24 protein-coding genes are annotated in these 25845 nt (G+C 60.1%); 13 read left to right on the top strand and 11 right to left on the bottom strand.

From position 1 onward, the window contains the following. The 4 genes from FHT77_RS07585 to FHT77_RS07570 all read right to left on the bottom strand — a co-directional run bounded on the left by FHT77_RS07585 (nt 1) and on the right by FHT77_RS07570 (nt 3881). On the bottom strand, nt 1-1680 hold the full coding sequence (locus FHT77_RS07585; RefSeq protein ID WP_183753969.1) for an ABC transporter ATP-binding protein/permease: 1680 nt from the start codon (nt 1678-1680) through the stop codon (nt 1-3). A 31-nt stretch (nt 1681-1711) separates the two neighbouring features. After that, on the bottom strand, nt 1712-1951 hold the full coding sequence (locus tag FHT77_RS07580) for a DUF982 domain-containing protein (RefSeq protein WP_246719761.1): 240 nt from the start codon (nt 1949-1951) through the stop codon (nt 1712-1714). 103 nt (nt 1952-2054) lie between these two features. Then, nucleotides 2055-2399, bottom strand: a complete 345-nt coding sequence (locus FHT77_RS07575; protein WP_183753967.1) for a hypothetical protein — start codon at nt 2397-2399, stop codon at nt 2055-2057. A gap of 288 nt (nt 2400-2687) precedes the next feature. Next, on the bottom strand, nt 2688-3881 hold the full coding sequence (locus FHT77_RS07570) for an MFS transporter (RefSeq protein ID WP_183753965.1): 1194 nt from the start codon (nt 3879-3881) through the stop codon (nt 2688-2690). 435 nt (nt 3882-4316) lie between these two features. Here FHT77_RS07570 and FHT77_RS07565 point away from each other — a divergent pair, with 435 nt between their 5' ends. From FHT77_RS07565 to FHT77_RS07510, 12 genes are all read left to right on the top strand, one after another. Then, nucleotides 4317-5459, top strand: a complete 1143-nt coding sequence (locus tag FHT77_RS07565) for an alpha/beta hydrolase (protein WP_246719737.1) — start codon at nt 4317-4319, stop codon at nt 5457-5459. A 196-nt stretch (nt 5460-5655) separates the two neighbouring features. Next, nucleotides 5656-7269: an arylsulfatase gene (locus tag FHT77_RS07560; protein ID WP_183753961.1), complete on the top strand. Its 1614-nt coding sequence runs from the start codon at nt 5656-5658 to the stop codon at nt 7267-7269. Nucleotides 7270-7320: 51 nt separating this feature from the next. Continuing rightward, nucleotides 7321-8298: a MoxR family ATPase gene (locus FHT77_RS07555; protein ID WP_183753959.1), complete on the top strand. Its 978-nt coding sequence runs from the start codon at nt 7321-7323 to the stop codon at nt 8296-8298. A gap of 10 nt (nt 8299-8308) precedes the next feature. Continuing rightward, on the top strand, nt 8309-9259 hold the full coding sequence (locus tag FHT77_RS07550; protein WP_183753957.1) for a DUF58 domain-containing protein: 951 nt from the start codon (nt 8309-8311) through the stop codon (nt 9257-9259). Continuing rightward, nucleotides 9256-9786: a DUF4381 domain-containing protein gene (locus tag FHT77_RS07545; protein ID WP_183753955.1), complete on the top strand. Its 531-nt coding sequence runs from the start codon at nt 9256-9258 to the stop codon at nt 9784-9786. The genes FHT77_RS07550 and FHT77_RS07545 overlap by 4 nt, the downstream gene beginning before the upstream one ends. Beyond that, nucleotides 9773-10759, top strand: a complete 987-nt coding sequence (locus tag FHT77_RS07540) for a VWA domain-containing protein (RefSeq protein WP_183753953.1) — start codon at nt 9773-9775, stop codon at nt 10757-10759. The genes FHT77_RS07545 and FHT77_RS07540 overlap by 14 nt, the downstream gene beginning before the upstream one ends. Further along, nucleotides 10756-12315, top strand: a complete 1560-nt coding sequence (locus tag FHT77_RS07535; RefSeq protein WP_183753951.1) for a VWA domain-containing protein — start codon at nt 10756-10758, stop codon at nt 12313-12315. Before FHT77_RS07540 ends, FHT77_RS07535 begins: the two co-directional genes overlap by 4 nt. Next, nucleotides 12312-13622: a BatD family protein gene (locus FHT77_RS07530; protein WP_183753950.1), complete on the top strand. Its 1311-nt coding sequence runs from the start codon at nt 12312-12314 to the stop codon at nt 13620-13622. Before FHT77_RS07535 ends, FHT77_RS07530 begins: the two co-directional genes overlap by 4 nt. Before the next feature lie 115 nt (nt 13623-13737). Further along, nucleotides 13738-14712: a formylglycine-generating enzyme family protein gene (locus FHT77_RS07525; RefSeq protein ID WP_183753948.1), complete on the top strand. Its 975-nt coding sequence runs from the start codon at nt 13738-13740 to the stop codon at nt 14710-14712. 13 nt (nt 14713-14725) lie between these two features. Then, nucleotides 14726-15703: an HAD family hydrolase gene (locus tag FHT77_RS07520; RefSeq protein WP_183753946.1), complete on the top strand. Its 978-nt coding sequence runs from the start codon at nt 14726-14728 to the stop codon at nt 15701-15703. Between the two features lie 69 nt (nt 15704-15772). Next, nucleotides 15773-16303, top strand: a complete 531-nt coding sequence (locus FHT77_RS07515; protein ID WP_183753944.1) for a DUF1269 domain-containing protein — start codon at nt 15773-15775, stop codon at nt 16301-16303. Between the two features lie 123 nt (nt 16304-16426). Next, on the top strand, nt 16427-17449 hold the full coding sequence (locus FHT77_RS07510; protein WP_183753942.1) for a DUF4105 domain-containing protein: 1023 nt from the start codon (nt 16427-16429) through the stop codon (nt 17447-17449). Between the two features lie 115 nt (nt 17450-17564). On the opposite strand, the gene FHT77_RS07505 is transcribed toward FHT77_RS07510, so the two are convergent. The 7 genes from FHT77_RS07505 to FHT77_RS07475 all read right to left on the bottom strand — a co-directional run bounded on the left by FHT77_RS07505 (nt 17565) and on the right by FHT77_RS07475 (nt 24823). Further along, on the bottom strand, nt 17565-19298 hold the full coding sequence (locus FHT77_RS07505; protein WP_183754746.1) for a hypothetical protein: 1734 nt from the start codon (nt 19296-19298) through the stop codon (nt 17565-17567). A gap of 129 nt (nt 19299-19427) precedes the next feature. Further along, the gene (locus tag FHT77_RS07500; RefSeq protein WP_183753940.1) at nt 19428-19727 is read right to left on the bottom strand and encodes a hypothetical protein; all 300 of its coding nucleotides are present in this window, start codon (nt 19725-19727) and stop codon (nt 19428-19430) included. Between the two features lie 165 nt (nt 19728-19892). Continuing rightward, complete coding sequence (locus FHT77_RS07495) at nt 19893-21101, bottom strand: adenylate/guanylate cyclase domain-containing protein (protein WP_183753933.1); 1209 nt, start codon at nt 21099-21101, stop codon at nt 19893-19895. Nucleotides 21102-21227: 126 nt separating this feature from the next. Further along, complete coding sequence (locus tag FHT77_RS07490; RefSeq protein ID WP_183753932.1) at nt 21228-22094, bottom strand: HlyD family secretion protein; 867 nt, start codon at nt 22092-22094, stop codon at nt 21228-21230. Then, on the bottom strand, nt 22091-22300 hold the full coding sequence (locus FHT77_RS07485) for a DUF1656 domain-containing protein (protein WP_114713481.1): 210 nt from the start codon (nt 22298-22300) through the stop codon (nt 22091-22093). Before FHT77_RS07485 ends, FHT77_RS07490 begins: the two co-directional genes overlap by 4 nt. Continuing rightward, complete coding sequence (locus tag FHT77_RS07480; protein ID WP_183753930.1) at nt 22297-24378, bottom strand: FUSC family protein; 2082 nt, start codon at nt 24376-24378, stop codon at nt 22297-22299. The genes FHT77_RS07485 and FHT77_RS07480 overlap by 4 nt, the downstream gene beginning before the upstream one ends. After that, nucleotides 24368-24823 (bottom strand): MarR family winged helix-turn-helix transcriptional regulator, encoded by a 456-nt coding sequence (locus FHT77_RS07475; RefSeq protein ID WP_183754744.1) that lies wholly within the window; start codon nt 24821-24823, stop codon nt 24368-24370. Before FHT77_RS07475 ends, FHT77_RS07480 begins: the two co-directional genes overlap by 11 nt. A 225-nt stretch (nt 24824-25048) precedes the next feature. Here FHT77_RS07475 and FHT77_RS07470 point away from each other — a divergent pair. Then, on the top strand, nt 25049-25845 hold a 797-nt coding region (locus tag FHT77_RS07470), incomplete at its 3' end, for a TolC family protein (protein ID WP_183753928.1).

The raw sequence follows: 25845 nt of genomic DNA, 5'->3' as shown, positions 1-25845 counted from the left end.
CTATGCGGCTTTCCTCCACTGCCATGCGCCATTATCGCCGAGGTCCAGGATGGCATCATAGGCCGATATGCTGGCAGCGCTCCCGATGTGGACGCAGGCAATGCCGTCATTCGTGAAGCGCGTGATAATCCGGAAAAGCGTATCCCAGCCCACCACAACCTCAGTCCTCTCAAGCAGGACGACACGCGGTTTCGCTGCGCATACGCTCGCCAGCATCAGCAGGTGCTGCTCCCTTTGCGTCAGAAACGTGTGCCACTCCACTTCTTGTTGAAATCCCTCTGCCCTAGAAATGCGCTCGAGTCCGAATTCGGCAAGTAGCATTGAAATTCGTTCGTCCAGTATTTCTTCGCTCGCCGTCGGCGGAACAATCACTTGTCGAAGCGTACTCGGGGGAAGATAAGACTGCTGCGGAAGGAACCGTATTCCATCATCCGCGGGCCGTAGAATTCCGCCGGAACCTGAATAGGTAACGCCCGCGGTCGCCCTGAAAAGCGCGCTGCCTTGTTCCTCCCGTAAGCAGGTCACGAGGACACGGGCCCGAGGCGGAATGGTAACCGTCAGCTCACGCAACAACGGCGAACCGCCCAGCTCCGGTCGTATCGTAAGCTTCTCGTAGGATAGTCCCTCCCCGCTTTGATCGATCCGAATTTCGGATCCGGCCTGCTGCTGCGAGTTCTCTATTGCTTCCGAGAGCGTGCTCAAACGTGCCACGACGGCGGCAAAATTTGAAATCGACGTGAATTGATTGATGATAAGCGAAAATGCACCGACCAGCATCGCGAAGGCAGCCGCCGATTGCGTAATCACGCCAAACTCTATGTCCCCCCGGAAGAACGCCGGCGCAACGATGAGGGCGGGGATTATCTGGATCAACCAATTGTAACCGGTCGTGGAGAAGCCAACATTGCGGTTCACTGAGGTTATGACGCGGAAGTTCGCAATCAGATCATCAAGTCGGCTTGCGAGGAAGGATTTCAGCTGCGGCCCATTGCCGGTGAGCATGATCTGCTCGGCATTTTCTCTGACTTGAAGAAGGCCCGCGCGAAAGCTCGCTTCCTTATCGAGCTGGTCGTAGTTCAGTTTGATGAGCCGCCGCCCCAGCCCGATCGTAAGAAAGGAGCCACCGGCGGCATAAAAGACGGCAACGGCGAAGAGCACGGGATTGATGGAGAGAAGCACGCCGGAAAATGAAACGATCGTCAGACCGCTGTTGAGGATCATCAGCAGGAAAGACAGGGTCGTCACGGTAAAGGCGCGAATATCTTCCGAGATGCGCTGGTCGGGATGCGAAAGCTTGCCCGAAACATCGAGGCGATAGAACGCTCCATCCGTCAGATAGAGATTGACGACCCGGCGTGTCAGGAATCCCCTCCAAAGCAACGCGAGGCGCTCCTCGGTAAAGCGAGCGAACACCGATACAGCGGTGGAGCCGGCAAACACCAGGACGTAGAAGACGGCCTGGCGAGCGAACTCGCTAACCTGGCGGTCGGCAATTGCCGTCATGAAGTTTCGGCCGACGAAACTGTTAAGCACGTTGAGCCCATTGATCGCGAAGAACAATATCACAAGGCCTGCCATCAGCAGCTTTGCCGCGCCTCCAACCTCGGAAGAACTGAAAATCCTCACTGAGCGAAGAAAGCGGCCCGCCGTTACCCTAAAGGGAGTTCGCAGCTCTTCCATGCTTCTCCTCTTTGCGTCACGCCAGCCCCACCTACAGATGAAGCCCCGCCTCCCGAACAGCCTCCTCAAAGGCTATGCGTGCGAGATAGCTTGGAGCCCAACTCCGCACGACATCCTGGCAGCTTTCCACCGCCAGCGCGAAAGCCGGCCCAGGTCGAAACCAATTGCTCTTTAGCTTCCTCAATGCCTCCTCGGCCGTACCGATGAACTCAAGGGCGCCGTTCTTACCCGTGCGCGCGAGCACACAGACGTTCCAAGGGCCAGGACACATGTCGTCCATGAATTCCCCCGTTGGATTGACGGAACCCATCAGCAGCCAGCCGATTCATCGGTCTACTGAACAAAAATCGCCCAGAAATCTCAACGTTGAGGGGCTAAGATTTGAGGTCGTGCGCCTGCCCTGACGCTCGCAGTTCGTCGAGGGTCTTACCTCCGCAGGTTCCTCCCTCCAATCCGCCAATGGCCTTTGCTTTGCCGTCCAGCGTAATCGTACCCGCAATCCGGTCCGAAGCTGTGTAAGTCGCGGTACCGTCCTTCGTTACCCTAGACAAATAGAAGGCATGATAAGTGCCCTTCACTTCACAGCTGATAACCACCGGAAAATCGGCAAAAGGATCTTTTGCGTAGGCGGCTCGGTTGGGCAAAAACGAGGCCCAACAAGAGACGGCAATCAATAACTTTAAGAACGAAGTAGTTGCCCCAGGCGGCAGATACACCATTGATCGAACCTCAGCTCCGAGAAAACGGGAAATCGCAAGGTATTTCGATGCGTGCTTTCAGGTGGTGTCAGCTGCATAAGTATGTCGCAGTATGTCGCCGCTAGGCAAGGGAATTGTGATCCCTCACGAGAAAATTCTACTGCGAGAAGAAGTATTTGGCAGCCTCGCGAAAAGCACCTGACTGCACTTCCCGCTAGCCCCGATGCTTCCTAGGAAAACAGCAGCGGCCGACGCGATTGGCTCGCGGCGACCGCCCTTCTCAGAAAACCAGCAAGTCCATCGCCGTGGTCAGGCGGCCTGCGTCACAGTGCCGGCGTCGGATGCGGAGCGGTCGTCCAGGGCGCTGCTCCAGAGTGTCAGAATAAGGGCGCCGGCAACAAGTATTGCACCGACCCATGGAGTTGCCCCAAGGCCGAGGGGTGACTCGACCACCAGGCCACCGATCCATGCGCCCGCGGCAATACCGAGGTTGAAAGCCGCTATATTGAGGGCCGAGGCGACATCAACGGCCGCCGGACGAACCTGCTTTGCCAATTGAACCACATAGATTTGCAGACCCGGCACATTCGCGAAGGAGAGGAAACCCAAAGCGGCAAGTGTCGGAACGACCAGCCAAGGCGATGCAGCTGTGAAGCTGAACAGCACCAGCACAATCGCCTGGGCGATGAACAGTCCGGTCAAAGCGCGGACTGGGCTGCGGTTGGCAAGCCTGCCGCCGGCGATATTGCCGATGGCGATCGCGATACCGTAGACCACGAGGATGAGGCTGACCGTACCGGCCGCAAAGCCGGTGATGTCCTGCAGGATCGACGCAAGGAACGTAAAGGCGACGAAGGTGCCCCCATAACCGAGCGCGGTCATGGCAAAGACGATGAGCAGGCGTCCGCTCCCGAGCACCCGGATCTGGTCACCAATGGTAGCAGCCGGCGCCTTTTTCAGGTTCGACGGCAGAAGCACGGCAATGCCAAGAAAAGCGATCGCACCGAGACCAGCAACGGCGGCGAAGGTTGCGCGCCAACCGAAGATTTGGCCGATCAGCGTGCCGAGTGGAACGCCGGTGACGATGGCGACTGTCAATCCCATGAACATCATCGCAATGGCCGAGGCCCGGCGGTTTTCGGGAACGAGATCGGCTGCAATCGTCGAGCCGACCGAGAAGAAGACACCGTGAGCAAACGCCGATAGCACGCGTGCCACCAGCAAGGGCGCATAGCTCGGGCTGAGTGCTGCCATGCCGTTGCCGATGATGAACAGCGCCATCAGGCCAAGAAGCAGCGGCTTCCTTTCGATGCGTCCGGTCAAGGCCGTCAGCACCGGTGCCCCGAACGTGACGCCCAGCGCATAAACACTGACGATCAATCCCGCCAGCGGCAGGCTGATATGGAGATCTGAAGCGACGGTCGGCAACAGGCCGACGATGACGAATTCCGTGGTTCCGATCGCATAGGCCGCGATCGTCAAAGCAAAAAGAGCAATTGGCATGATGTGCCTCGAATGACTGCCGGTCCGCCGGCATGGTTGACTGGCGAACATATGGAGGCATCGGACTTCAGTGATAAGCAGTCACTTGCTCCATGCATCTGTGAACTGAATTCACAAACACGCCAAAGGACGGTAACGGAAGAGGGGCGCAAGGACGGCGGCGGGTGGCGCTGAGAAATCGATCGATCCTAAAAGGCTCGTTGCCGTTCGGTAACACCAGCTCAAAACTCTTAGTGTGGTCTGGGCATCTCGCGCGAATTGCACGTAACATCTGTGTGGTTACTGTAAAGTACTTTCACTTTAACCCGGCCACCGTAAGGTGCTTGCGTTTTCAATGAGGGAACCGGAAACGTGATTGCTGCCCGCACTGTTCGGACACTTGTACCGTTGCTCGTCGCCGCACTTCTTGCAGGCTGTGGTCATCCAAGCGGGGTCATGACGCCTGTTGCACTGACAGCGGCAACACCCAACACCACCAAGGTCAGCATGCTGGTCGCGACCACTCGCGAGCCGTCCGGCGATCCCGCAACACTGTTTAACGGCGAACGCAGTCCAAAGCCCTACTTGACGGCGGTCGATGTGTCGATACCACCGAAACGCGCGTCCGGCACCGTGCAATGGCCGAAGCGCCTGCCGCCGAATCCGGCGACCGACTTTGCCGTGACCAGCGTCAAGGAGATCGATACCGTTCCGCAGGGGCGTGCATGGTTCCGCCAGAATATCCAAGGCGGTCACGCGCTGGTCTTCATCCATGGCTTCAACAACAAATACGAGGATTCCGTTTTCCGCCTCGCGCAGATCGTCCACGATTCCGATATGCACGCGACTCCCATCCTCTTCACGTGGCCCTCACGCGCTCAGCTCACAGCCTACGAATACGACAAGGAAAGCACCAACTATTCGCGCACGGCGCTCGAGCAAGCGTTGCGAACACTGGCCGCCGACCCAGACGTCAAGGACATCACCATCCTCGCTCACTCCATGGGCACCTGGCTGACCATGGAATCGCTGCGGCAGATGGGCATCCGCGATGGACACGTGAACAGCAAGATCCACAACGTCATTCTCGCCTCGCCTGATATCGACATCCAGGTCTTCGCCAAGCAGTTTGCCGAGATGGGCGAGCCGAGGCCGAAATTCACGATCTTCGTATCGCAGGATGACAAGGCCCTTGCCGTCTCGAGCTTCATCACCGGTAAAGTTTCACGCCTCGGCGCGATCGACCCGACAGTAGAGCCTTATCGCTCGAAGCTCGAAGCCGCGGGCATTACCGCGATCGATCTTACCAAGGTGAAAGGCGAGGGCCTGAACCACGGTAAGTTTGCAGAGAGTCCTGAGATCGTTCAGCTGATCGGCCAACGCATCATCACCGGGCAAACGCTGACCGATTCCAATGTCTCGCTCGGCCAGGGTCTGACCGCAGTGGTCGGCGGTACTGTGACGACGATCGGCAACGTCGCGGCCACAGCGGTCGCAGCACCAGTGACGGTCCTCGAGCAGCCAATACAGAACGCAAAGAAGCGCCCGGCTGACGAAACGCTGCAGGGAGACCTCAAACCTCAGCCGTTAACCCAATAGGCCCCACACATTTCCGCTCACTGTTACGTTTTGGTGCCCGTTTGTTACCGTAACGTACTTACCGAGTGATGCTCTTCAATGGGAACGTAAGCTCGTCGAAAAGTCCGACGAGCTTTCTGCAGCGCCGAGGACCGGCCTGCCCCACGATCAGGAGCGTGTAAATGTTGAACGACCTGAAAAGACAAGGGAGATCACGATGAGTGCGTCTCTCTCCAAACGACTTCGGCGTGCGGGCGCGGCACTTGCGATGGCCCTGGCCTCCACTTCGCTCAGCTATGCAGCCGCTCACGCGCAGCAGGCGGCGCCAACCCAGAATACGGCAAAGCCGAACATCCTCGTCATTTTCGGCGACGACATTGGCCAGACGAACATCAGCGCTTATTCGATGGGCGTCATGGGCTACAAGACGCCCAACATCGACCGCATCGCCAAGGAAGGCATGCTGTTTACCGACTACTACGCCGAAAACAGCTGCACTGCCGGTCGCTCCACATTCATAACCGGCCAGGTCTGCCTTCGTACCGGTCTTTGCAAAGTCGGCATCCCGGGGGCGACAGTCGGCCTGCAGGCGCGCGACATCACGATCGCTCAGGCCTTGAAGCCGCTCGGCTATGCCACGGGCCAGTTCGGTAAGAACCATCTCGGCGACCGTGACGAATTCCTCCCGACGCAACACGGGTTCGACGAGTTCTTCGGCAACCTCTATCACCTGAACGCCGAGGAAGAACCCGAGCGTCCCTATTATCCGAAGAACGATCAGGCATTCGTGAAGGCGAACGCGCCGCGCGGAGTCCTGCATTCGTTCGCCGACGGCAGGGTCGACGACACCGGCGCCCTCAACCGCAAGCGCATGGAAACCATCGACGATGAAACGACGGCGGCTGCGATCGATTTCATGCAGCGGCAGGCCAAGGAGGGAAAGCCGTTCTTCACATGGATGAACACGACCCGCATGCACGCGTTCACACACGTTCGCGAATCCATGCAGGGCCAAAGCGGTATGCCCGGCAATGAATACGCCGATGGCATGGTCGAGCATGATGGTGACGTCGGCAAGCTCCTCAAGGCGCTGGACGACCTCAAGATCGCCGACAATACGATCGTCGTCTACACAACCGACAACGGCCCGAACCAGTGGTCTTGGCCAGATGCGGCGACGACCGCCTTCAGAAGCGAGAAGGATACCAACTGGGAAGGCGCCTTCCGCGTTCCGGCAATGGTTCGTTGGCCAGGCCACGTCAAAGCGGGCGAAGTGTCCAACGAGATGATGTCCGGACTCGACTGGTTCCCGACCCTGGTTGCCGCAGCCGGCGATCCCGACGTCAAGGAGCAACTCCTCAATGGCGCAAGCATCAACGGCAACCAGTTCAAAGTCCATCTCGACGGCTACAATCAGCTGCCGTACCTGACGGGACAGCAGCCGAAATCGGCGCGCGAGGACTTCTACTATTTCAATGATGACGGCGAAGTCGTCGCCTATCGCTACAACAACTGGAAGATCGTCTTCTGCGAACAGAGAGAGCCGGGAGGCTTCGTGGTCTGGGCAAATCCCTTCACCTGCCTCCGCGCGCCCAAGGTCTTCAACCTGCGCATGGATCCCTATGAACGGGCCGATGTCGTCTCCGATCAGTACTACGACTGGCTGGCGAAGAACGCCTACCTCATTCAGTACGGCGTATACCGGGTCGCTCCCTTCCTACAGACTTTCAAGGACTACCCTCCGAGCCAACGATCGGCGAGCTTCAGCATCGACCAGATGGTCGATGCGTTGATGCGCTCGATGGAGCAAGGTCCCTCGACTGGAAAGTAGCAACCACCAAGAGCGGGTCGATCTCTCGCTCGATTTGCCCAAGGGGGAGCCATGACGGCACGCGACGATATTCTCGACCTCGGCAAACGGGTCGGCCAATCGATCATCGGGCAGGATACAATGGTCGAGCGCTTGCTGCTCGGCCTCCTTGCCAACGGCCACCTTCTCGTCGAGGGACTGCCGGGACTCGCGAAGACGCGTGCCATCAAGAGCTTGGCAAAGAACCTTGATGCAGAGCTTTCGCGTATCCAGTTCACCCCTGACCTGTTGCCCGCCGACATTACCGGCTCGGAGATCTATTTCAGTGATGGCGGCAAGGGGGAATTCAAGTTCCAGCAAGGGCCGATCTTCGCCAGCCTGATCCTCGCCGACGAAGTCAACCGCGCACCGGCCAAGGTGCAGTCAGCGCTTCTCGAGGCGATGGAGGAACGGCAGGTGACGGTCGGCGGACAGAGCTATCCCTTGCCCGACCTCTTCATGGTCATGGCAACGCAAAATCCGATCGAGCAAGAGGGCACCTACCCCCTTCCCGAAGCGCAACTCGATCGCTTCCTCATGCATGTCGAGGTTGGCTACCCCGATGGCAAGTCCGAGGCGGCGATCATGCGTTTGAACCGGGACGAGGAGAATGCTGCCCATGGCGGAGCAAAGCCTGCCGAGCAGCAGAAACTTAACCCGCAATCTGTCTTCGATGCCCGCAAGGAGATTGGCGCAGTCACAGTCTCCGATCCGGTCGAGGCTTACATCGTCGCGCTGGTGCTCGCCACGCGCTATCCCGACAAATACGACAAGGACCTGGCGAAGCTTCTGCAGGTCGGCATCAGTCCGCGCGGCGTCATCAGTCTCGACAAGGTCTCGCGGTCTTACGCCTGGTTCAAGGGGCGGGATTACGTGACGCCCGATGACGTCAAGGCGATCGTCAAGGACGTCTTTCGCCACCGCCTCATTCTATCCTACGAAGCGCATGCGTCGAACACGACGCCTGACCAGGTGATCAATCGCATCGTCGAGCTCGTGGCCGTCTCGTGAGGATCGCGCAATGCCGGCAAATCCTGATGCAGAAGGCGTCCATGTCTCTACTAGCCAGTTGGTGGCCCTGGAAGGCCGCGCCCGTGATCTGAGCTTCGTCCACAAGGCAAAGAGCCACCGCCTGCTCGCCGGTCGCATGCAATCCTCAATGCGTGGCCGTGGGCTGACCTTCGAGGAATTGCGGGACTATCTGCCGGGTGACGACATCCGCACGATCGATTGGCGCGTCACCGCACGCACGACCAAACCAGCCGTCCGAGTCTATTCCGAAGAAAAGGAGCGGCCGGCACTGGTCGTCGTGGATCAGCGCATCAACATGTTCTTCGGCAGTCGGCGGTCGATGAAGTCGGTGACGGCGGCGGAGGCGGCCATGCTCTGCTCCTGGCGCATTCTCGGCTCGGGCGACCGTGTTGGAGGCTTCGTCTTTAATGACGAGCGGATCGACGAAATCCGCCCGCATCGCAGCCGGGAGGCAGTGATTGGCTTTGCCGACCGGATTGCGACCCAGAATGCCCAGTTGAATGCAGATTTTGCCGGAACATCATCTCCGACTGCGCTCGACGCTGTTGTCGAACGCGTCACCAGCATCGCACATCACGATCATCTCATCATTGTCATCAGCGACTTCGACGGCCACACCGCGGCAACCCGCGACAGACTGCTTCGCCTTTCCGCGCACAACGATGTCATCTGCCTTCTCGTATACGATCCCTTCATGCTGGAACTGCCGCAATCCGGCGACATCGTCGTTAGCGGCGGCAACCTTCAGGCGGAACTCGCACTGCGGAAGGGCAGCGTACGCCAGGCGATCGATCGCTTCGCACGCGAACGCGGTGAGGAACTGCGCGCATGGCAGCGCGAACTTGGGCTTCCCATGCTGCCGGTCTCGACGGCGGAGGAGACAGCCCCGCAACTTCGTAAGCTGCTGGAGCAGGCGGCCTGGCGCCAGAGGAGGCGATGACCATGGAACCCGCCGGCATCCCGTTGGACCCAATGACCGAAACCGCGCTGCGCTCGCTCAAGGACATATCCTTGCCGCCAGCAATCTCCTGGATGCCTCAGACATGGGGCTGGGCCGTCCTCGCGGCGATCCTGCTGCTGATCCTTGTCACAGTGTTTCTACTATGGCTTCGCCGCTATCGCGCCAACGCCTACCGGCGCGACGCGCTGGCACTACTTGCCGGCGTGGAGGCGAAGATCCGTGATCCCGAGACACGGCAGTCAGGCGTTCAAGACCTCGCAGTGCTCTTAAAGCGTGTTGCCCTGGCCGGCTGGCCGCGCAACGACGTTGCATCCCTCGCCGGGGCCGCCTGGGTGAAGTTTCTCGAAGTCCATGGTGATCGTACCAGCAGCCAGGCACTGCAAGCCGTGCTTGACGATCTCGAATATCACGCCAGCAAAGGGATCGGCGCGACGCAACCGAATACCGGGGCCGAATTGATTGCCGGTGCGCGCAACTGGATCGAGCGGCATCATGTATCAGCTTGATCATCCATGGCTGCTGGCGTTGCTGCCACTGCCCCTGATCGTCTGGTGGTTGTTGCCCGCCCACCATGAAACGTCGGCATCCGTTCGCTTGCCTTTCTTTGACCAGGTCGCCAGCGCGGTCGGTATCACGCCGACCTCCGGCTCGGTGATCGCCCGGCGCAGTTGGCCGCAACTGATTGCCGAAGCCCTCGCCTGGTGCCTGGTCGTCCTCGCCCTCACCCGCCCACAATTCGTCGAGCCGCCGATCGAGAAGGTCGAACCCCAGCATGACCTGATGCTCGCTCTCGACCTTTCGCAATCGATGGATACCCGCGATTTCCGTGCCCCCGATGGGACGACGCATCCACGCGTCGATGCAGTCCGGAGCGTCGTCGCCGATTTCGTTACAAAGAGGCCGGGCGATCGCATCGGTTTGATCGCCTTTGGTGACGCTCCCTACCCGCTGGTCCCCTTCACGATGGACCATCGTACGGTTCAGGCCATGATTGCCGAAACCCTGCCCGGGATGGCCGGTCCACGCACCGCGCTTGGCGATACGATCGGTCTTGCCATCAAGATGTTTGAGAACACCACGGTGCCTGAAAAGGTGTTGATCGTGCTGACCGACGGCAACGACACGGCCAGCAAGATGCCGCCCGCAAAAGCCGCCGACATAGCCAAGCAGAAGGGCGTGGTTATCCATACGGTCGGCATAGGCGATCCGGCCGCAACCGGCGAAGAAAAACTGGACACCACAGCCCTACAAAAGATCGCCAGCGACACCGGCGGCCGCTACTTCTTCGGTGGCGACCAGAGCCAGCTTGCAGCGATCTATGACGAGCTCGACAAGATCACCCCGGAGGATCAGAAGAACCTCTCGTGGCGGCCGCGCATCGAACTCTTCCACTGGCCGCTCGGCGCGGCGATTGCGGTGCTCGCGCTCTATTATTGCGCAGCCGCAGCGGGCGGGCTTCTTCGGAGGTCCACTGCATGATCGAAGATTTCCATTTCCTTCGTCCCTGGTGGCTCCTTGCCATTCTCCTGCCGATCGGCATCGTGTGGCTCGCCTCGCGCTCGGGCAACGCCCGTAATCGCTGGAAGGACATGATCGCTCCTCACCTCCTGGAGAAGCTGATCGTCGATGCATCTGGCGGCACTCGCGTGCGCCCGTCCTGGCTGCTTGCGGCCGTCCTCGCTTTGGCCGTCCTCGGCGCCGCCGGCCCGACTTGGGAACGCGAGACGCCACCCTTTGTGGAAGATACCGCGCCGCTGGTGCTCGCCGTCGACTTGTCGCCGACGATGGATGCGATCGATCTCACGCCTTCCCGGCTTGAACGCGCCAAGTTGAAAATCAAAGACATCATTGCGCAGAGGCAGGGCACCAGGACCGCGGTCATCGCTTATGCCGGATCGGCCCATCTCGTGCTGCCGCTGACCGACGATTCCTCACTGATCGAAACCTACACGGACGCGCTGGCTACCCGCATCATGCCGGTCGACGGCAAGGACACCGCGGCAGCGCTTACCACGGCGGAACAGGCACTCTCCGAAGGCGGCATGGCCGGTACCGTTGTCTTCATCACCGACGGCGTCGAACAGAACGCTTTCGACGCATTCAAGCGGAAAACAGACAACGGCATCCTGATCCTCGGCGTTGGCACGGCCGAAGGCGGCCCTGTCAAGACGCCGGATGGGGGCTTTCTCACAGGGACTGGAGGCAGCCGCGTTTTTGCCAAGCTCGATGTCGACGCGCTCAAAAATCTTCACGCCTTGACTGGCATTGATGTCGCCACGATCACGGACGACGACGCCGACGTCCGCTGGATAACGCAACGAGTGGCGACAAACTTCGCGCAGAAGAAATCGGCGCAAGGCGACCGCTGGAAGGATGCCGGCTGGCTGCTGCTTGCACCGGCGGCGGTGCTCTTCGCGCTAACCTTCCGGAGGGGATGGGTCGTCCGACTCGGAACGGCGTTTATCTTGGCAAGACTCGTATTTATGCCGACTTCTTCACACGCCGCGGGCTTCGCTGACATGTGGTTGACGCCTGATCAACAAGGGAGGATCGCGTTCGAGCGTGGCAACTACGATGATGCGGCAACTCGCTTTCACGATCCGATGTGGCGCGGCGTAGCGCTCTATCGCGCCGGCAAATTCGCGGAGGCTGTCGATGCGTTCGCCGCGGTCGACAGCGCCGAAAGCTGGTACAATCAGGGAAACTCCCTGTTGTTCCTTTCGAAGTTTGAAGAGGCGGTCACGGCCTACAAGAAGTCGCTGGACAAACGAAAGGAGTGGCCGGAGGCGAAGGCCAATCTGGCGATTGCCGAGAACCTGCTGGCGACCCAAAAGGACGAAGAGCAAGAGCAGCAGCAGGATCCGAACCAGAAGCCGGACGAAGTCAAGTTCGACGACAAGGGAAAAAAGGGCAAGGCTGGGCAAGTCGATGTTGCCGAGCAGACCTCCGAGATGTGGATGAAAAATCTCCAGGTGAGCCCCGCCGATTTGATGGCGCGAAAGTTCGCGATCGAAATGCAGGAGAAGAAGCCGTGAGGATCATCTGGGCCGCATTGATCTTTGCTTCGACGGCATGCACCGCCTTCGCCGCCGAGCCCTTTGCACGTGTGTCGATCAACGACAGCGACAGCATCGTGCCGGGGCAGCAGGTGCGGGTCACGGTCGACGTCTTTGCACCGAATTTCTTCACCTCACCGCCGCAGTTTCCGTTGTTCGACGTTCCGAACGCGCTCGTGACGCTGCCTGACGAGCGTGCTCAGAACATCACGGAAACGATTGATGGCGTGCAATATTCCGGCATCCGCCGCGATTATGCGATCGTGCCCGAGGCGGCCGGCACGTTCGCCCTCCCTCCGGCAACGATCGAATTCAGCTATTCCGATGACGGCAAGTTCGTGCACGGCACAGCGCAACTGCCGCCGACGCAATTTACAGCTGCGTCTCCGACGGGCAGCGACGGCACGACGCTACCTTTCGCCGCCCGCGGTGTGACCATCGCCCAATCGTTCGATCGCGATCCTGCCAAGCTGAAGGCAGGCGAGGCCATCGTGCGAACCGTGGTCATCTTTGCCGAGAACACCCAAGCCATGATGATCCCGCCGCTGGAGATCGCGCAGGCGCCGGGCCTGCAAACCTATACGCAGTCACCGCAACTGGCGGATGGCGTCACCCGTGACAGGGCTGTGGGAAGCTCGCGAACGGAGACCGTCACCTACGTTGCCGCAGCGCCGGGATCCTTTCAGATCCCGCCAATCAGCCTCGGTTGGTTCGACACCGAGACCAAGTCGAGCAAAACTGCTTCGCTGCCTGCCGTTGCCCTGACCGTGGCCGACGCGCCCCCGACGACCGAGGGCATTGCGCCACAAGTTCAGACAAGCGATCCCGCAGCGCCCGTGCAGCAGCGTTCGATGCGCGCGATCGCCGTCACCGTCTTGTCACTAATCGCACTAGGCGCCGTCTTCATCTGTGTCCGCCATTGGTTCCCACCGGTGCAGCAGTGGTTCGCGCGGCAGCAGCGGATACGGGCCAGTTCCGAACCGCAGCTTTTCCGCCGGCTCATTCATGCCGTCAAGAACGGAGCCCCACAGGACATCTACGCCTCTTTTGACGGTTGGTGCCGAGCTATCGGCTATCGAACAGGTTCTGCATGGACAGCAGCCCGCGGCGACGACGATCTCTCGCGGCAGCTCCAACAACTCGACCGGCTGTTATACGCGCCTGGTTCGCACAACGAGACGCTTGATCGGGCCGCGCTTGCAGCGGCGATTACTCGAAACAGGCTGCCGCGGCAGCAACCACAGCGCCCTGCGCGTGGCCATCCCCTGCCCGAGTTGAACCCATAGGCTGAAGGATCAGATTTCCGGAAAATGTAACGTTTCACGGAAGGCGTGTTACCGTAACGTACTTACCGGGAAAGCAAAGCGCGGCGATACTCAAGACAAGCGCTCGGAGGCGAAGATGGCATTGGCATTTGACACGGGGCATCGGGCGCAACGTCAGGGCGACGACCAGGGCGACCTCGTATGGATACCCGGCCGAACTTTCGTCATGGGTTCTAACGATCACTATCCGGAAGAGGCGCCGGCCCATCCTGTTACCGTGGATGGCTTTTGGATCGAGGCGACGCCGGTCACAAACCGCAAGTTCCAGGAATTTGTGAAAGCGACTGGCCACATCACGGTGGCCGAGAAAGCGCCCGACCCCAAGGACTATCCAGGTGCCCTACCGAACATGCTGCGAGCCGGGTCACTGGTCTTCATGCAGCCCAAATCCGTGACCGGCAGCGACATCTCGCAATGGTGGAAGTTCAAGTTCGGAGCCAACTGGCGGCGGCCCTATGGCGGCTTAAGCGATCTTCGCGGCAAGCTCGACCATCCAGTCGTCCATGTCGCCTATGCCGACGCGAAAGCTTATTCGGAATGGGCCGGCATGGATCTGCCGACGGAAGCGGAGTGGGAACTGGCGGCGCGTGGCGGGCTTGAAGACACAGAGTTTGCCTGGGGAGACGAGCTGATGCCTGATGGCGTTGCCATGGCCAACACTTGGCAAGGCACGTTCCCGACACATAGCACGAAGCCCGCCGGCAAGGATCGAACGACAGCCGTACGCACCTTTCCGCCAAATGGCTACGGAGCCTATGACATGATCGGCAATGTCTGGGAGTGGACGACGGACTACTGGTCAACACGTCATCCGGAGCCGGCTGCGAAAGCCTGCTGCGTTCCTGAGAACCCTCGAGGCGGCGCAAGAGAGGCCAGCTACGATCCCAACCAGCCGAATATTCTTATTCCGAGGCGCGTACTGAAGGGCGGCTCACATCTTTGCGCCCCGAATTATTGCCGCCGCTATCGACCGGCGGCACGTCACGCCGAGCCGGAAGATACCTCAACCAGCCATGTCGGCTTTCGCTGCATCAAGCGCGTAGCAACCTGATCAGGAGCATCTCATGTCTCGGTCCGTGCGCTTCTTCTTGCTTTTCCTGTTGCTCCCTGTCAGCGCACTCGCGCAGGAACTCCCGTCCTGGAACGATGGCAAATCGAAGCAGGAAATTGTCGACTTCGTCAAGAAAGTGACGACGGAGGGCAACGCCGATTACGTGGCGCCCGAGGACCGCATCGCCGTCTTCGACAACGACGGAACGCTCTGGACGGAGCAGCCATTCTATTTTCAGCTGGGCTTCATTTTGGATCGGGTCAAGGCACTTGCTCCCGAGCATCCCGAATGGAAAGAGAAGGAACCCTTCAAGTCGATCCTTTCCGGCGACCTCAAGGGCATGGCCAAGAGCGGTGAACGGGGCATCGTCGAACTTGCGATGGACACCCATGCTGGCATGACGACTGACGAATTCCGCAAAATCGTCGTCGACTGGTTCGCTACGGCGAGACACCCGAAGACGGGCAAACCCTATAACGAGATGACATTCCTGCCGATGCGCGAGCTTCTGGACTACCTGCGCGCCAATGGCTTCAAGACCTTCATCGTCTCCGGCGGCGGTGTTGAATTCATGCGCCCCATTACCGAGAAGGCGTATGGAATCCCGCCCGAACAGGTCGTCGGCAGCACGATTACGACGCAATATGCGCTGGTCGGCGATACGCCTGTTCTGAACCGGCTCCCAAAGGTCGATTTCGTCGACGATGGCCCCGGCAAGCCGGTGGGCATTAACAAGTTCATCGGTAGACTCCCGATCTTTGCAGCCGGCAATTCCGATGGCGACTACGAGATGCTGCGTTGGGTCACAGCCGGCAAGGGACCGCACTTCGCGATGATCGTTCATCATACCGATGCAGATCGGGAATACGCCTATGATCGCAAATCGGAGTTCGGGAAGCTAGACAAGGCGCTCGATGAGGCGGCCGCCCGCAACTGGCTGCTCGTCGACATGAAAGCCGACTGGAAGAAGATCTACGCATTCGATCAATAGCCCGGGCGGCATACGTCCGCCAGCCGTCATGCTCCATATCCTCGCTGTTAAAAACGAAAGGAACGGACAATGTCAGAACTCATCGTTATCGGCTTTGATGCCATGGATGAAGCAGACAAGGTGCTGCTGAAATTGAACAACCTGAAGAAGGAATACCTCGTCGACCTCGAGGATGCAGTCGTGGTGGTTCGCGACGAGGCCGGCAAGGTCCATCTCAAGCAGAGCCTCAACCTGACGGCAGTCGGCGCCACTTCCGGCCTGCTGTCCGGCTCCCTTTGGGGCGGCCTGGTCGGCTTGCTATTCCTCAACCCCCTCGCCGGCTTTGCCATCGGCGGACTTGTTGGAGCCGGCACCGGCGCGATTTCCGGCTCGCTCGCCGACTATGGCATCGATGACGAGTTCATCAAGTCTCTTGCCGCAACGATACCGAACTCCTCTTCCGCTCTTTTTGTCCTCGTCCGCAAGGCGCAGCCGGAGAAGGTTCTCGCCGAACTCCACGGGCTGCGCGGCCGCGTCCTGAAAACGTCGCTGGCGCCGGAACAGGAGGAGCGGTTGCGCAAGGCCCTCTCGGACACCTCGGGCGCAGCTGCATCCACATGATCTAAATGCCCAGCGCGCCGATCGCAAAACGCGCCGGGTTCCCCCGATCGTTTGCGGTTCCTGCGAGCCCGAGCGATATTGCCCGCTCCCGATGATGAGCTGGCGCATCGCGAGGGGCGAAAAATGGCAATCACCTCCACCGAGGCTCCCTCCTCGAAATGGCAAGTTCTGGCGGTCACGGCTCGCCTCGCTTTCCGGTTGATGGTCATCGCCTTTATCGGGTGGTTTGCTCTCGCCGCCCATTATCAGGCGCCTTCCGGATGGAAATGGCCGATCATTGCCGCCGGCTCCCTCGTTGGCATGATCGCCATCCTGGCTGTCAGGCGGCGGCCGATGCTCGCCAGCGTGCTGTTGCTGGCTACGATGCTCGCCGTTTCCTTTTGGTGGAAAAGCATCGAGCCTAGCAACGACAGGGATTGGGCCGCCGATGTCGCCCATGGCATCACCGCAACCGTCTCAGGCGATCAGATCACGCTGCACAACGTGCGGAACTTTCAATGGAGGACGACAGAAGACTTCGATCCGGTTTGGCAGACCGAGCAGTACAACCTCTCCGCTCTCCAATCGGTAGACCTCCTGAATTCCGTCTGGAGCAACCCCGCGATCGCCCATACCCTCGTCAGCTTTGGTTTTGCGGACGGTCGCCACGTCGTATTTTCGGCCGAAATCCGAAAGGAACGCGGTGAAGCATTCTCGGAGATCGGCGGCTTCTTCAAGGAGTTCGAACTGGTTCTGATTGCGGCTGAAGAGAGCGACATCGTTCGCCTGCGAACCAACGTCCGCCGGGAAACGGTGTCGCTTTATCCACTCCGGCTCTCTCCGCAGGTCGCGCGCGCCCTGTTTCTGTCCTATCTCGATAAGGGTAATGCGTTGGCGGCACAGCCCGAATTTTATCAGACGATCACGGCAAACTGCACGACGATCGTCTTCAAGCTCGCCCGGCTGATCGATCCCGGCATCCCTCTCGACTGGCGCATCATCGTATCCGGTTACCTGCCGGACTATCTCTACGACCACCACCTGATCCGAAACGGCCTGCCGCTCGACGAAGTCAGGAAGCAAGCCAAGATCAGCAGCCGGGCGCAGGCGGCGCCAACGTCGAGCGACTATTCTAAGGTGATCAGGTCAGCATTGAATGGCGGCTGACAGCGCAAACGGCCTCGACCTTGGTAGCCGCGTCCAACGGCGCAGGGACGCTGACCGGATAGAATATCGCAATCGCACCTATGTCGTGGTTAGTGAGGCCGACTAAACCCGACTGTTAAAAGGCAGTCGCCAAGCCCTCGGTCTTGAAGCGAGCGCCTGCCTTGACGAGTCCATCTTCGATGGAGGCGGATAGTGCGGGCTGGTAGCGCTGCTGTGTCGTTTGTTCGCGGAAGGTCGTTTCAAACTCTGGCGCGAGCTTCCTCAGTTCCGCAAGGCCTGGCCCCGCTTCATCCGATCCCATTTGGCCAAGTGCCGCCACCCGCAAGGCGCTGATCAAGAATGTGGTATCGCTTACCTGGTCTGCAAGCAGCGAGGCCTCCGACCAATCCTTTTGCCGGTAAGCGTCGAGGGCGAGCACCAGAACCGCGTCGCGCGGAACGACATCGACAGACCTTTCGGCGTCTCGCGCAAGGGAAACACCCGCATCGAAATAGCCTGACGAAAACAGAACGAGGCCAAGCTTTGCCGCCACATCGGGATTGTTGGGGCTGAGCGCCAACGCACGATTGCCCGCAGCGAGCGCAGCGTCAATCCGGCCCCCGTAGAACTGAGCCAGCATCAGAGCGATGTATGCCCGGTCGGAGAGCGGCGCCAAGTGGACGGCCCGATTGGCAAGCTCGAGCGCTCGTGCCGTCGTGCTCTCCTCCACCTGACCCGCCAGCCGCGTCGCAAGCGCTGCCGTGGCGTCCGCATCATAGCGGTTTGCGGCGATTGTTCGCTCCAGGCAGTTGATCGTCCGTGTACCCGCTGCCCGGCCGTCGTCCGGCTCATACTCTGCTCGAAGGACGCATGCATTGCCAAGCGAATCCTCGGCAGCATCGTGTGCTTCGATGTTGTTGATGACCCCTCGCGTCGCCGCAAAGCGGCGTGCGAGTTGTGCAACCAGTTCGTCCCGAACCGCCGCGGGGGTCCTTCCGCTCGTATCAACCCTTTCAAGCCCGGATTTGAGGAGGTCGCCAGTCGCGGTGTCTACAATCTGCCACCAGATGGTGCGGTCGTCGCCATCACCATAATACTTCATGTCGATTGCGTAAGCGTTCGACTTCGCCGGACGAAGCACCGAGGCAAGCGGCCTTTCATTCTGTTGGGCTTGTGAAACCGTCAACGTCTGGAATTGCGTCAGGGCAGTCAGCAGCATGTCGCGGGTCACGGAAGCCTCTTCGCGCAAACCTTCATCGACTGCGGTTAGCGTGACTGCGACCGTAGGCTTCGCTGTCGTGATTGGGCGGGATGCATAGACAGCAACACCAGCGGCCATGGCCGCGACAATCAGCAGGGCTGAAGTGGCTACAAGCAGCCAGGTCGGAACGGACCTCGCTGGGACATCCGGCACAACCTTCAACGGATTCTGGTCAGCGACGGCAGCCAAGGACTCTGCGCCGGTGGAGACGGAATGTTCTCCATCATCGACCGGTGGAAGGCCACTCGAAGACCGCGTAAAAATCGCAATATAGCGCCCTCGCGGGAGTTGAACCGCAACCCGGCCTTCCTCCGCAAAAGCTTCGTAGTACTGGCTAAGCGAGGACCGCAATCGGCTAAGCTCAATGCGGACGATGGGGTCGAGCGATGGATCAAAATTGCTTTGCCGACCCAAGACATCAATGGCGATGGAATAGGCTTTCACACCATCGGCACAACCGGTGAATTGCTGGTCCGTGATATATCTGAGAATGCTCCGGCTTCTTTCGGTGGCTCTGAACCGCTCGTCGGCGAGCAGTCGCTCGAGCTCTGCACGGGCCTCTGGGCGCGAAACTTCGTGGGCCCAGCCTTCCTGTTCTTCAGCCTTCATCATTGCCGCCCCTGCTACGCAACGCTCAATGCCAAGTAGAACAAATGGGGTTATTGAGCAGAAAACAAGGGGTTGTAATATGAAATGCTAACAAAACCGAAACGGGATCAGTGCAGGCGCGTGTCAATCCTATTCCGGGACGCCGCCTCCGCGCTCGAGACAGTACTTGATCACGTCGGCTTCGATCTCGGCACAGACAATCTCATATTCATGGACCATCGCGCTGTCTGCGCCTCCCGCAACGCTTCTCAACCGGTCGAGCGTGGAACTTGCGTCCTCATATGCTTCGCAGAGGCTGCGAAGCGGCTCGGATTTCTCTCCGATCGTTTGAAGTCGTCCGCGGACAGCGGGCAGCTTCAGCATCAAGCGACGTAGCCCTCGCCGCTCGGCATCGGAAGGTGTTCTTACCTCGTCGTTTTCCTTGCCCATGAAGACCACCCCGGCCTCAGTCGGCTTTGTTTGAGCGATCTTAGCGAGCTGGCGGCACGGCGGAAGTACGTAACGGTAACAGACTGCGCTAACGACTGCCGTTGGGCTTTGTTACCTTGGCATTTACGTTGCGAATTGGGCCTGCTTGGGCGGCGGCAAGCGCGTTCAAGCAGCCGGTATCATCGTAAACAGCTCCTGGGCACGGTTGACGCCCCGAAGCATATGCAGACCGATCGAATGCAGATTGTCGATCTGCGACGGCGGAACGATCGCGGCAAAACTCGCCGACATCAGAAGCCGCCGCTGCAGCGCCCGACAGAGGGAAACGATGCGGCTGACCTCGTTTACCGCAGGTCCGATAACTGTGAAGTCGAGTCGATCCTCGCTGCCGATGTTGCCGTAAAAGACCTCGCCAAGATGAAGTCCGAGATAGACGTCGGTCACCGGCCTGCCCTCAATGCGACGTTGCGCATTGAGATCGAGCAGGCGCCTGTCGAGCAGCGACCGGGCGGTCAGCGCCGCGGAACAGGCCTCGCTCGGTCGCCTGCCCTTGAAGATCGCCAGCGTGCCGTCGCCCATCAGCTTGAGCACCTCGCCTCCAGCCTCCTGGACCGACGAGATCACAGCATCGGCGTAGTCGTTGAGCATCGGAATGATTTCTTCCGGATCTACGGTGTCCGAGATGTAGGTGAAATTGGCGAGGTCCGAAAACCAGAGGGCCGCCGAGATGCGGTCACTTCGACCGCGGGTGATCTTGCCGTGAAGGACCTGGTTTGCGGCATCCTGTCCGAGATAGACCTTGGCGATCGTGCCAGCCACGCCGCTGACCGTCACGCATTTGACGGCCAACGCCAAACAGGGAAGTAGATCCCGCAACACGGCAATGTCACCATCCGCGAAACCTTCCTTTGATCGGGTGGCGAAGTGCGAGAAAAAGCAGTCGATGTCACCGATTGTCCCGCCATCGCCGAACCGATGCGCCATGGCGATAAAGTCGGTGAAGCCCGCCGCCTTCAGATCGTCAAGCAGATAGAAGTCGGCCGGATCTTCCTTGGTCAGCCTGCTGCGGATCTCTCCCGACCCCGTCGTTTCCAAGTGATGGAAGGCCGAGCGAAGCCAATTGTCAGCCACCGCGCCGGGACCGGAAAAACCATACTCCGACACGCGTTCGACCGGCTCCCTGCTATCCCAGCGGAACGCTCTCCGCTCATAGACAGGATGAAGCGCGTCCATGACGGCGACGGAACGCTCGATCGGGAGCCCATTCGCGCGACACCGTTCGCAAAAGCCGGCGAGCAGGTCTGCTTCCGGCATGCCCTTAAGTCCGCTCTGCATCAGCCAGGCGGTGATTTCTATGACGTGGCGATCGTCCACGGCTGTCTCCTGGAACCGGGCGTCCATTTGTTTTTCTCGAGCCGAACGGCTTCGTTCCCAGTCATCGTTGGGACGCCCAGACCGGTGAACTTGCGGTATTCGAAGGCGGCTCTTCAGCCGCCCCAATCAATTGACGATGGTGACGCTTGCCGTGCGGCCGGCAACCAAGGCTGTGTCATCAGGCAGGGTATCGAGCGCCACGCGAACGGGAACGCGCTGCGCAAGCCGAACCCATGTGAAAGTCGGAGTGACGTTGGCGAGTTGGGCGCTGGTATCGCTTCGCTCCCGATCCTCGATGCCGCCCGCCACCCCATCGACGTGTCCCTTGAGAGGTGTCTTGCTGCCCATCAGATAAACAAGTGCGGCGTCGCCAACCTGGATGCGGTCCAGCTTGTTCTCCTCGAAATAGCCCGCGACGTAATAGGAATCACTGTCGATCAGCGCCGTAACCGCTGTACCCGCCGTCACGTAATTCCCCGGCTTCATCGAGAAGTTGGTCAGCACGCCATTGACAGGCGCCCTCACCACGGAGCGGTCGAGGTTGAGCTGCGCAGTGTCGCGGCTGATCACGGCCTGGCTGTAGGCGGCCTCGTCCTGTTGGACGGTTGTTTCAGCTTGCTGGATCTTCTGGCGCGTCACCGAACTCTCACCCAATTTGCGATAAAGCTCGAGGTCGCTTCTTGCCATATCGAGTGCAGCCTTGCTGCTTTCGATCTGCGCTTCGGCCTGACGCAGTGCGAGCGCAAAACGGGCCTGGTCGATGCGGAAGATCACGTCGCCTTTCCGGACGGCCTGATTGTCCCTTGCGTCCACTTCGCTGACGATCCCGGAAACATCGGCGGCAAGCCGCACGACGTCCGCACGAACTTTACCGTCCCGAGTCCAGGGCTCGTCCATGTAGTAGTCCCAGAGATGCCAGCCAAGCACTCCCGCCAGGGCAACCATGACGCCGGTAAGCAGGAAGCGACCGGAATGAGCGAGAAACGATTTCATAATGACACCTTGTTCAGAGACAGCGCGATGGCGCCAAGCAGGCAGAAATACATGGCCGTGTCGAAAAGCGGTCGATGCCAGACCAACCGGTAGAAGCCGACGGACGCCAGTACCCGCCGCAGGACCGAATTGAGAAGGTAGGCTGCGAAAGCAATCGCGCCGAGCGTCGGGATGAAGACCCCGTAAATGTCGATATCAGGCCTCATGCGGCATGTTCCTTTGCAGTTCCCGCGCCCGCGACGACAGGGAGGGAGGCTGCGTCAGGGTAAAGGGTGTATCTGAGCGCCGTCATAGAGCGGCGTGCGCCCTCAATCGCCGAAGACTTGCCGGCCTCGACCAGTGCCGCCAGCGCCTGATCCAGGATCGTGAGCAGATTTTCGTCTGGCTGCGCATCCCGGCTCTTCTGCTTCTGCTGGTAGTAGGCCGCGATACCGGAGAGCACCTTCTCGATCGGCTCGCATTTGTCCCGCGATACCAATTGCTTGTGGCGCTGGAGATCCAGCGTGTTGAGACCGTTGCGCAGGTCACGCATGATATCGGTCTGTGCGACTGCGGACTCGGCCGGAATCATCGCCAGACGTGGCGCAACCAGACCAAGCCGGTCTACCATGCGGTAGAGCAACCTCGTGAAGTCGATCTCTTCGGGTCGACGCGCTGCAGCAACGATATCCGTCCAGCCCGACCTCAGCACACGGTAAGCGGTCCACTCAGCACCGACCGAGCGAACGAGGACTGTCGTCCCGCAGGCAATCACCATGCCGATGATCATCGCCGCATTCGAATTGACGAATGACGCGAGATCGAGGTTCAGGCGGTCCTGCAGCGTCAGCATGTTCGGCAGGTTCACGCAGAAACCCATGCCATAGAGCGCAAGCGATGGCTTCGTCATCAGCAACCCGGCCGGCACAAGCATCAACCCGAGCGCGGCGGCGAGTTCGACGTAGCTGTGAATCAGTGGCATCAGGCCATACTCGAAGACGAAAGCTGCAATGACGGTCACAATGGCGACATTCACGAACTTGATCATCATCGGCGCCGGATCGTCCATCGACGAGAAGATGCAGCAGAGCACGCCGGCCATCATCGCAGCCGCGCTACCCTGAGGCCAACCTGTATAGATCCAGAAGGCTGTCGCGATGAACGTCGCCAGCATAACCGAAAGGCCGGAATGAATGGCCATGCCATAATCCTTGTGGATCGGAGCCCGGTCGAAGGACGTGCCGAACCGGCGCCAACGAAGGTCATGATGCGATCCGGATTCAATGTCTTGCCGGAGGCTGAGACAGTCGCCCCATATCTGCACGAGATCCCGGATGCGTGCGGTGAAGTTATGGGCAAGCAGCCCGTTCCACTCCTGTTGCGCGCGGCCCTCCTCCTCCGCCCTGGTCATCAGCACAAGGAGCTGCTGTCGTTTGTCCTCGGCAAGCGGTTTGCCACTCTCGAGCAATGCCGTGACTTCGCCTATCAACGTCGTGATGGCCGGCGTGAATTTGCCCGCCGTTGCCCTCTCGAGCGCATGCAGCACGTCGGCCAGACCCGAAACGATCGGCAGCATCGCAACCATGCGCTGCTGCAATATCCGGGTGCGACCGACGATGTCACGCAGCGCCGAGGTGTCATAGGCGACATGAGTGGTGAAGCTATGGAGATCGACAGCATCGGCAGCGAGCCGACGGGCTGCGGCAAGTAGCGCGGGATCGCGGCCCCTGCCCTTCAGCGTGCCGATGGCCAGGTCAGCGCCGTCGCGCAGCCAGGCATTGATACGACCAGCCAGAACCGGCCCGGCGTGTCGCGGAAAGAAGATGCGATTGACAACCGCCGCGCAGATGATGCCGAGCGCGATTTCCACGACACGGGCAGTTGCGTAGGTAAAGGCCGTATCCGGGTTTGCGACGATCGGGAAGCCGGTCAGAGCGGTCGTATATCCCGCCAGCATGAAACTGTAGCTGCGTGGTGTTCGGTCGAGCAGACTGACGCCAAGGCAAAAAGCCATCCACAGTGCGATCGCAAGCGTCAGCATCTCAGGCGAATTGACGAGGTTGGGGATCAGGATCACCGTAACCGCGCCGCCAAGCGCCGTGCCGATCAGTCGGTAGAGCGCTTTCGAGGTGCTCGCACCCGATAGCGGATGGGCCACGATGTAAACCGTACCGACCGCCCAATAGGGATTCTGCAGGTCGAAGCAAAGCGCAATACCAAGCGCCAGCATCGCGGCTATGAAGGTCTTGAGGGAAAAGACGACGTCTCCCAGGCTGGGATCGGTCGCGTTCTTGCTACTCGTCATTTTCCTGTGTTCCGGATAGGACCGCGGTTTTCGCCGCGATGGCGCGCAGGACCTCCAAGGCGGCCTCGACCTGTTCAGGATCAAGGTCGCCTAGGATCTGTGCTCGCAGCTCCGCCGCACAGCTTTCGGCGCGCTCGGCGACCGCTGTGCCTCCTCCGGTGAGTTGCACCAACTTGATACGGCGGTCCGCCTCATCGGGAACCCTGCAGATCAAGCCGTCATTTTCCAAACTGTCGAGAACCCGCACGAGGGTCGGCCCTTCCACACCGACCCGTTCAGCCAGAACACCCTGCGGTATCCGGTCGCCATGCCGAAGCAGCGCAATCAACGGCGCTGCGCTGGCGTCGGAAAGGTTATGCTCGGTCAGGACGGAGTTCAAAGCCCGACGCCATCCGCGCCCGCAGATCATAAGCAAGGGTGCGAACTCGGCCCAGGTTTGCTTCAAATTCGTTGTCATGGAATTAGATAACATCCTATCGATTAGAATGCAATGATATTATTTAGCGACGCGATGCTGTGGTTAGCGGACCGTTTCCTACCGATCGCCTCCCTCCCCATGAGGCACGCTTTCCCGTTGGACTGCCGTGAAAAGCCTATTGAGGAAGTGAAAAATTAACCATACGCCGTAATAGTTTCTTAGAGAATCGCCGAGCATCCCGTTGGAGACCCTATGCGCCGATATGCAATCCTTGCCGCACTGTCTGTTCTGTCAGGCTGTGTGAGCGGTCCGGACCATGTTCCCCCGGAGATGCCGCTTCCGGCGAAGTTCAGCGAGGGTGGCGCCAAGAACATTGGCGACGTGTCGACGACGGCCTGGTGGACGGCCTATCGCGACCGGAAGCTGGACGGCCTGGTCGTTCAGGGCCTGAATGAGAACCTGTCGGTGCTGCAGGCGCTGGAGCGCATCAATGCGGCCGCCGGCGGCGTCACCGTGGCCGGCGCCGGTTCGCTGCCGAGCCTGCTAGTCGGCGCCAGCCACACCACCAGCGGCACGATGGGCGAACGCCGTACCTCGATCGGCGCCACCAACGTCAGCGCCGGCGAAGCCAACGTTTCCTGGCTGCTCGACCTGTTCGGCCAGTACCGCCGCGCCAAGGAAGGCGCCCAGGCCTCGCTTGACGCCGCCTATTCCAGCGCCGACGTCGCCAAGCTCACCTATCTGCAGGACCTGGTGAACTCCTACATCGACCTGCGCTTCTTCCAGGAGCGCCTGGCGCTGTCGCGCTCCAACCTGAAGTCGCGCCAGGAAACCCTGGACCTGACCAAGTTCCAGCTCGAGGCCGGTGCTGCCTCGCGCCTCGACGTCGTCCAGGCCGAAGGTCTGGTGCAGTCGACGCAGGCTGAAATCCCGGGGCTGGAGACCAACATCCGCGTTGCCGCCCACCACATCGCCACGCTGCTTGGCCAGCCCGCCGGCTCGCTGCTCGGCGAACTTCTGAAGGGCGCGCCGCAGCCGATCTTCCGCGG

The sequence above is a fragment of the Rhizobium sp. BK181 genome (genome assembly GCF_014193305.1).
In the GTDB taxonomy this organism is placed as follows: Bacteria; Pseudomonadota; Alphaproteobacteria; order Rhizobiales; family Rhizobiaceae; genus Rhizobium.
The sequence above is the reverse complement of the archived record's forward strand: the minus strand, read 5'-3'. Positions and strand labels throughout refer to the sequence as shown.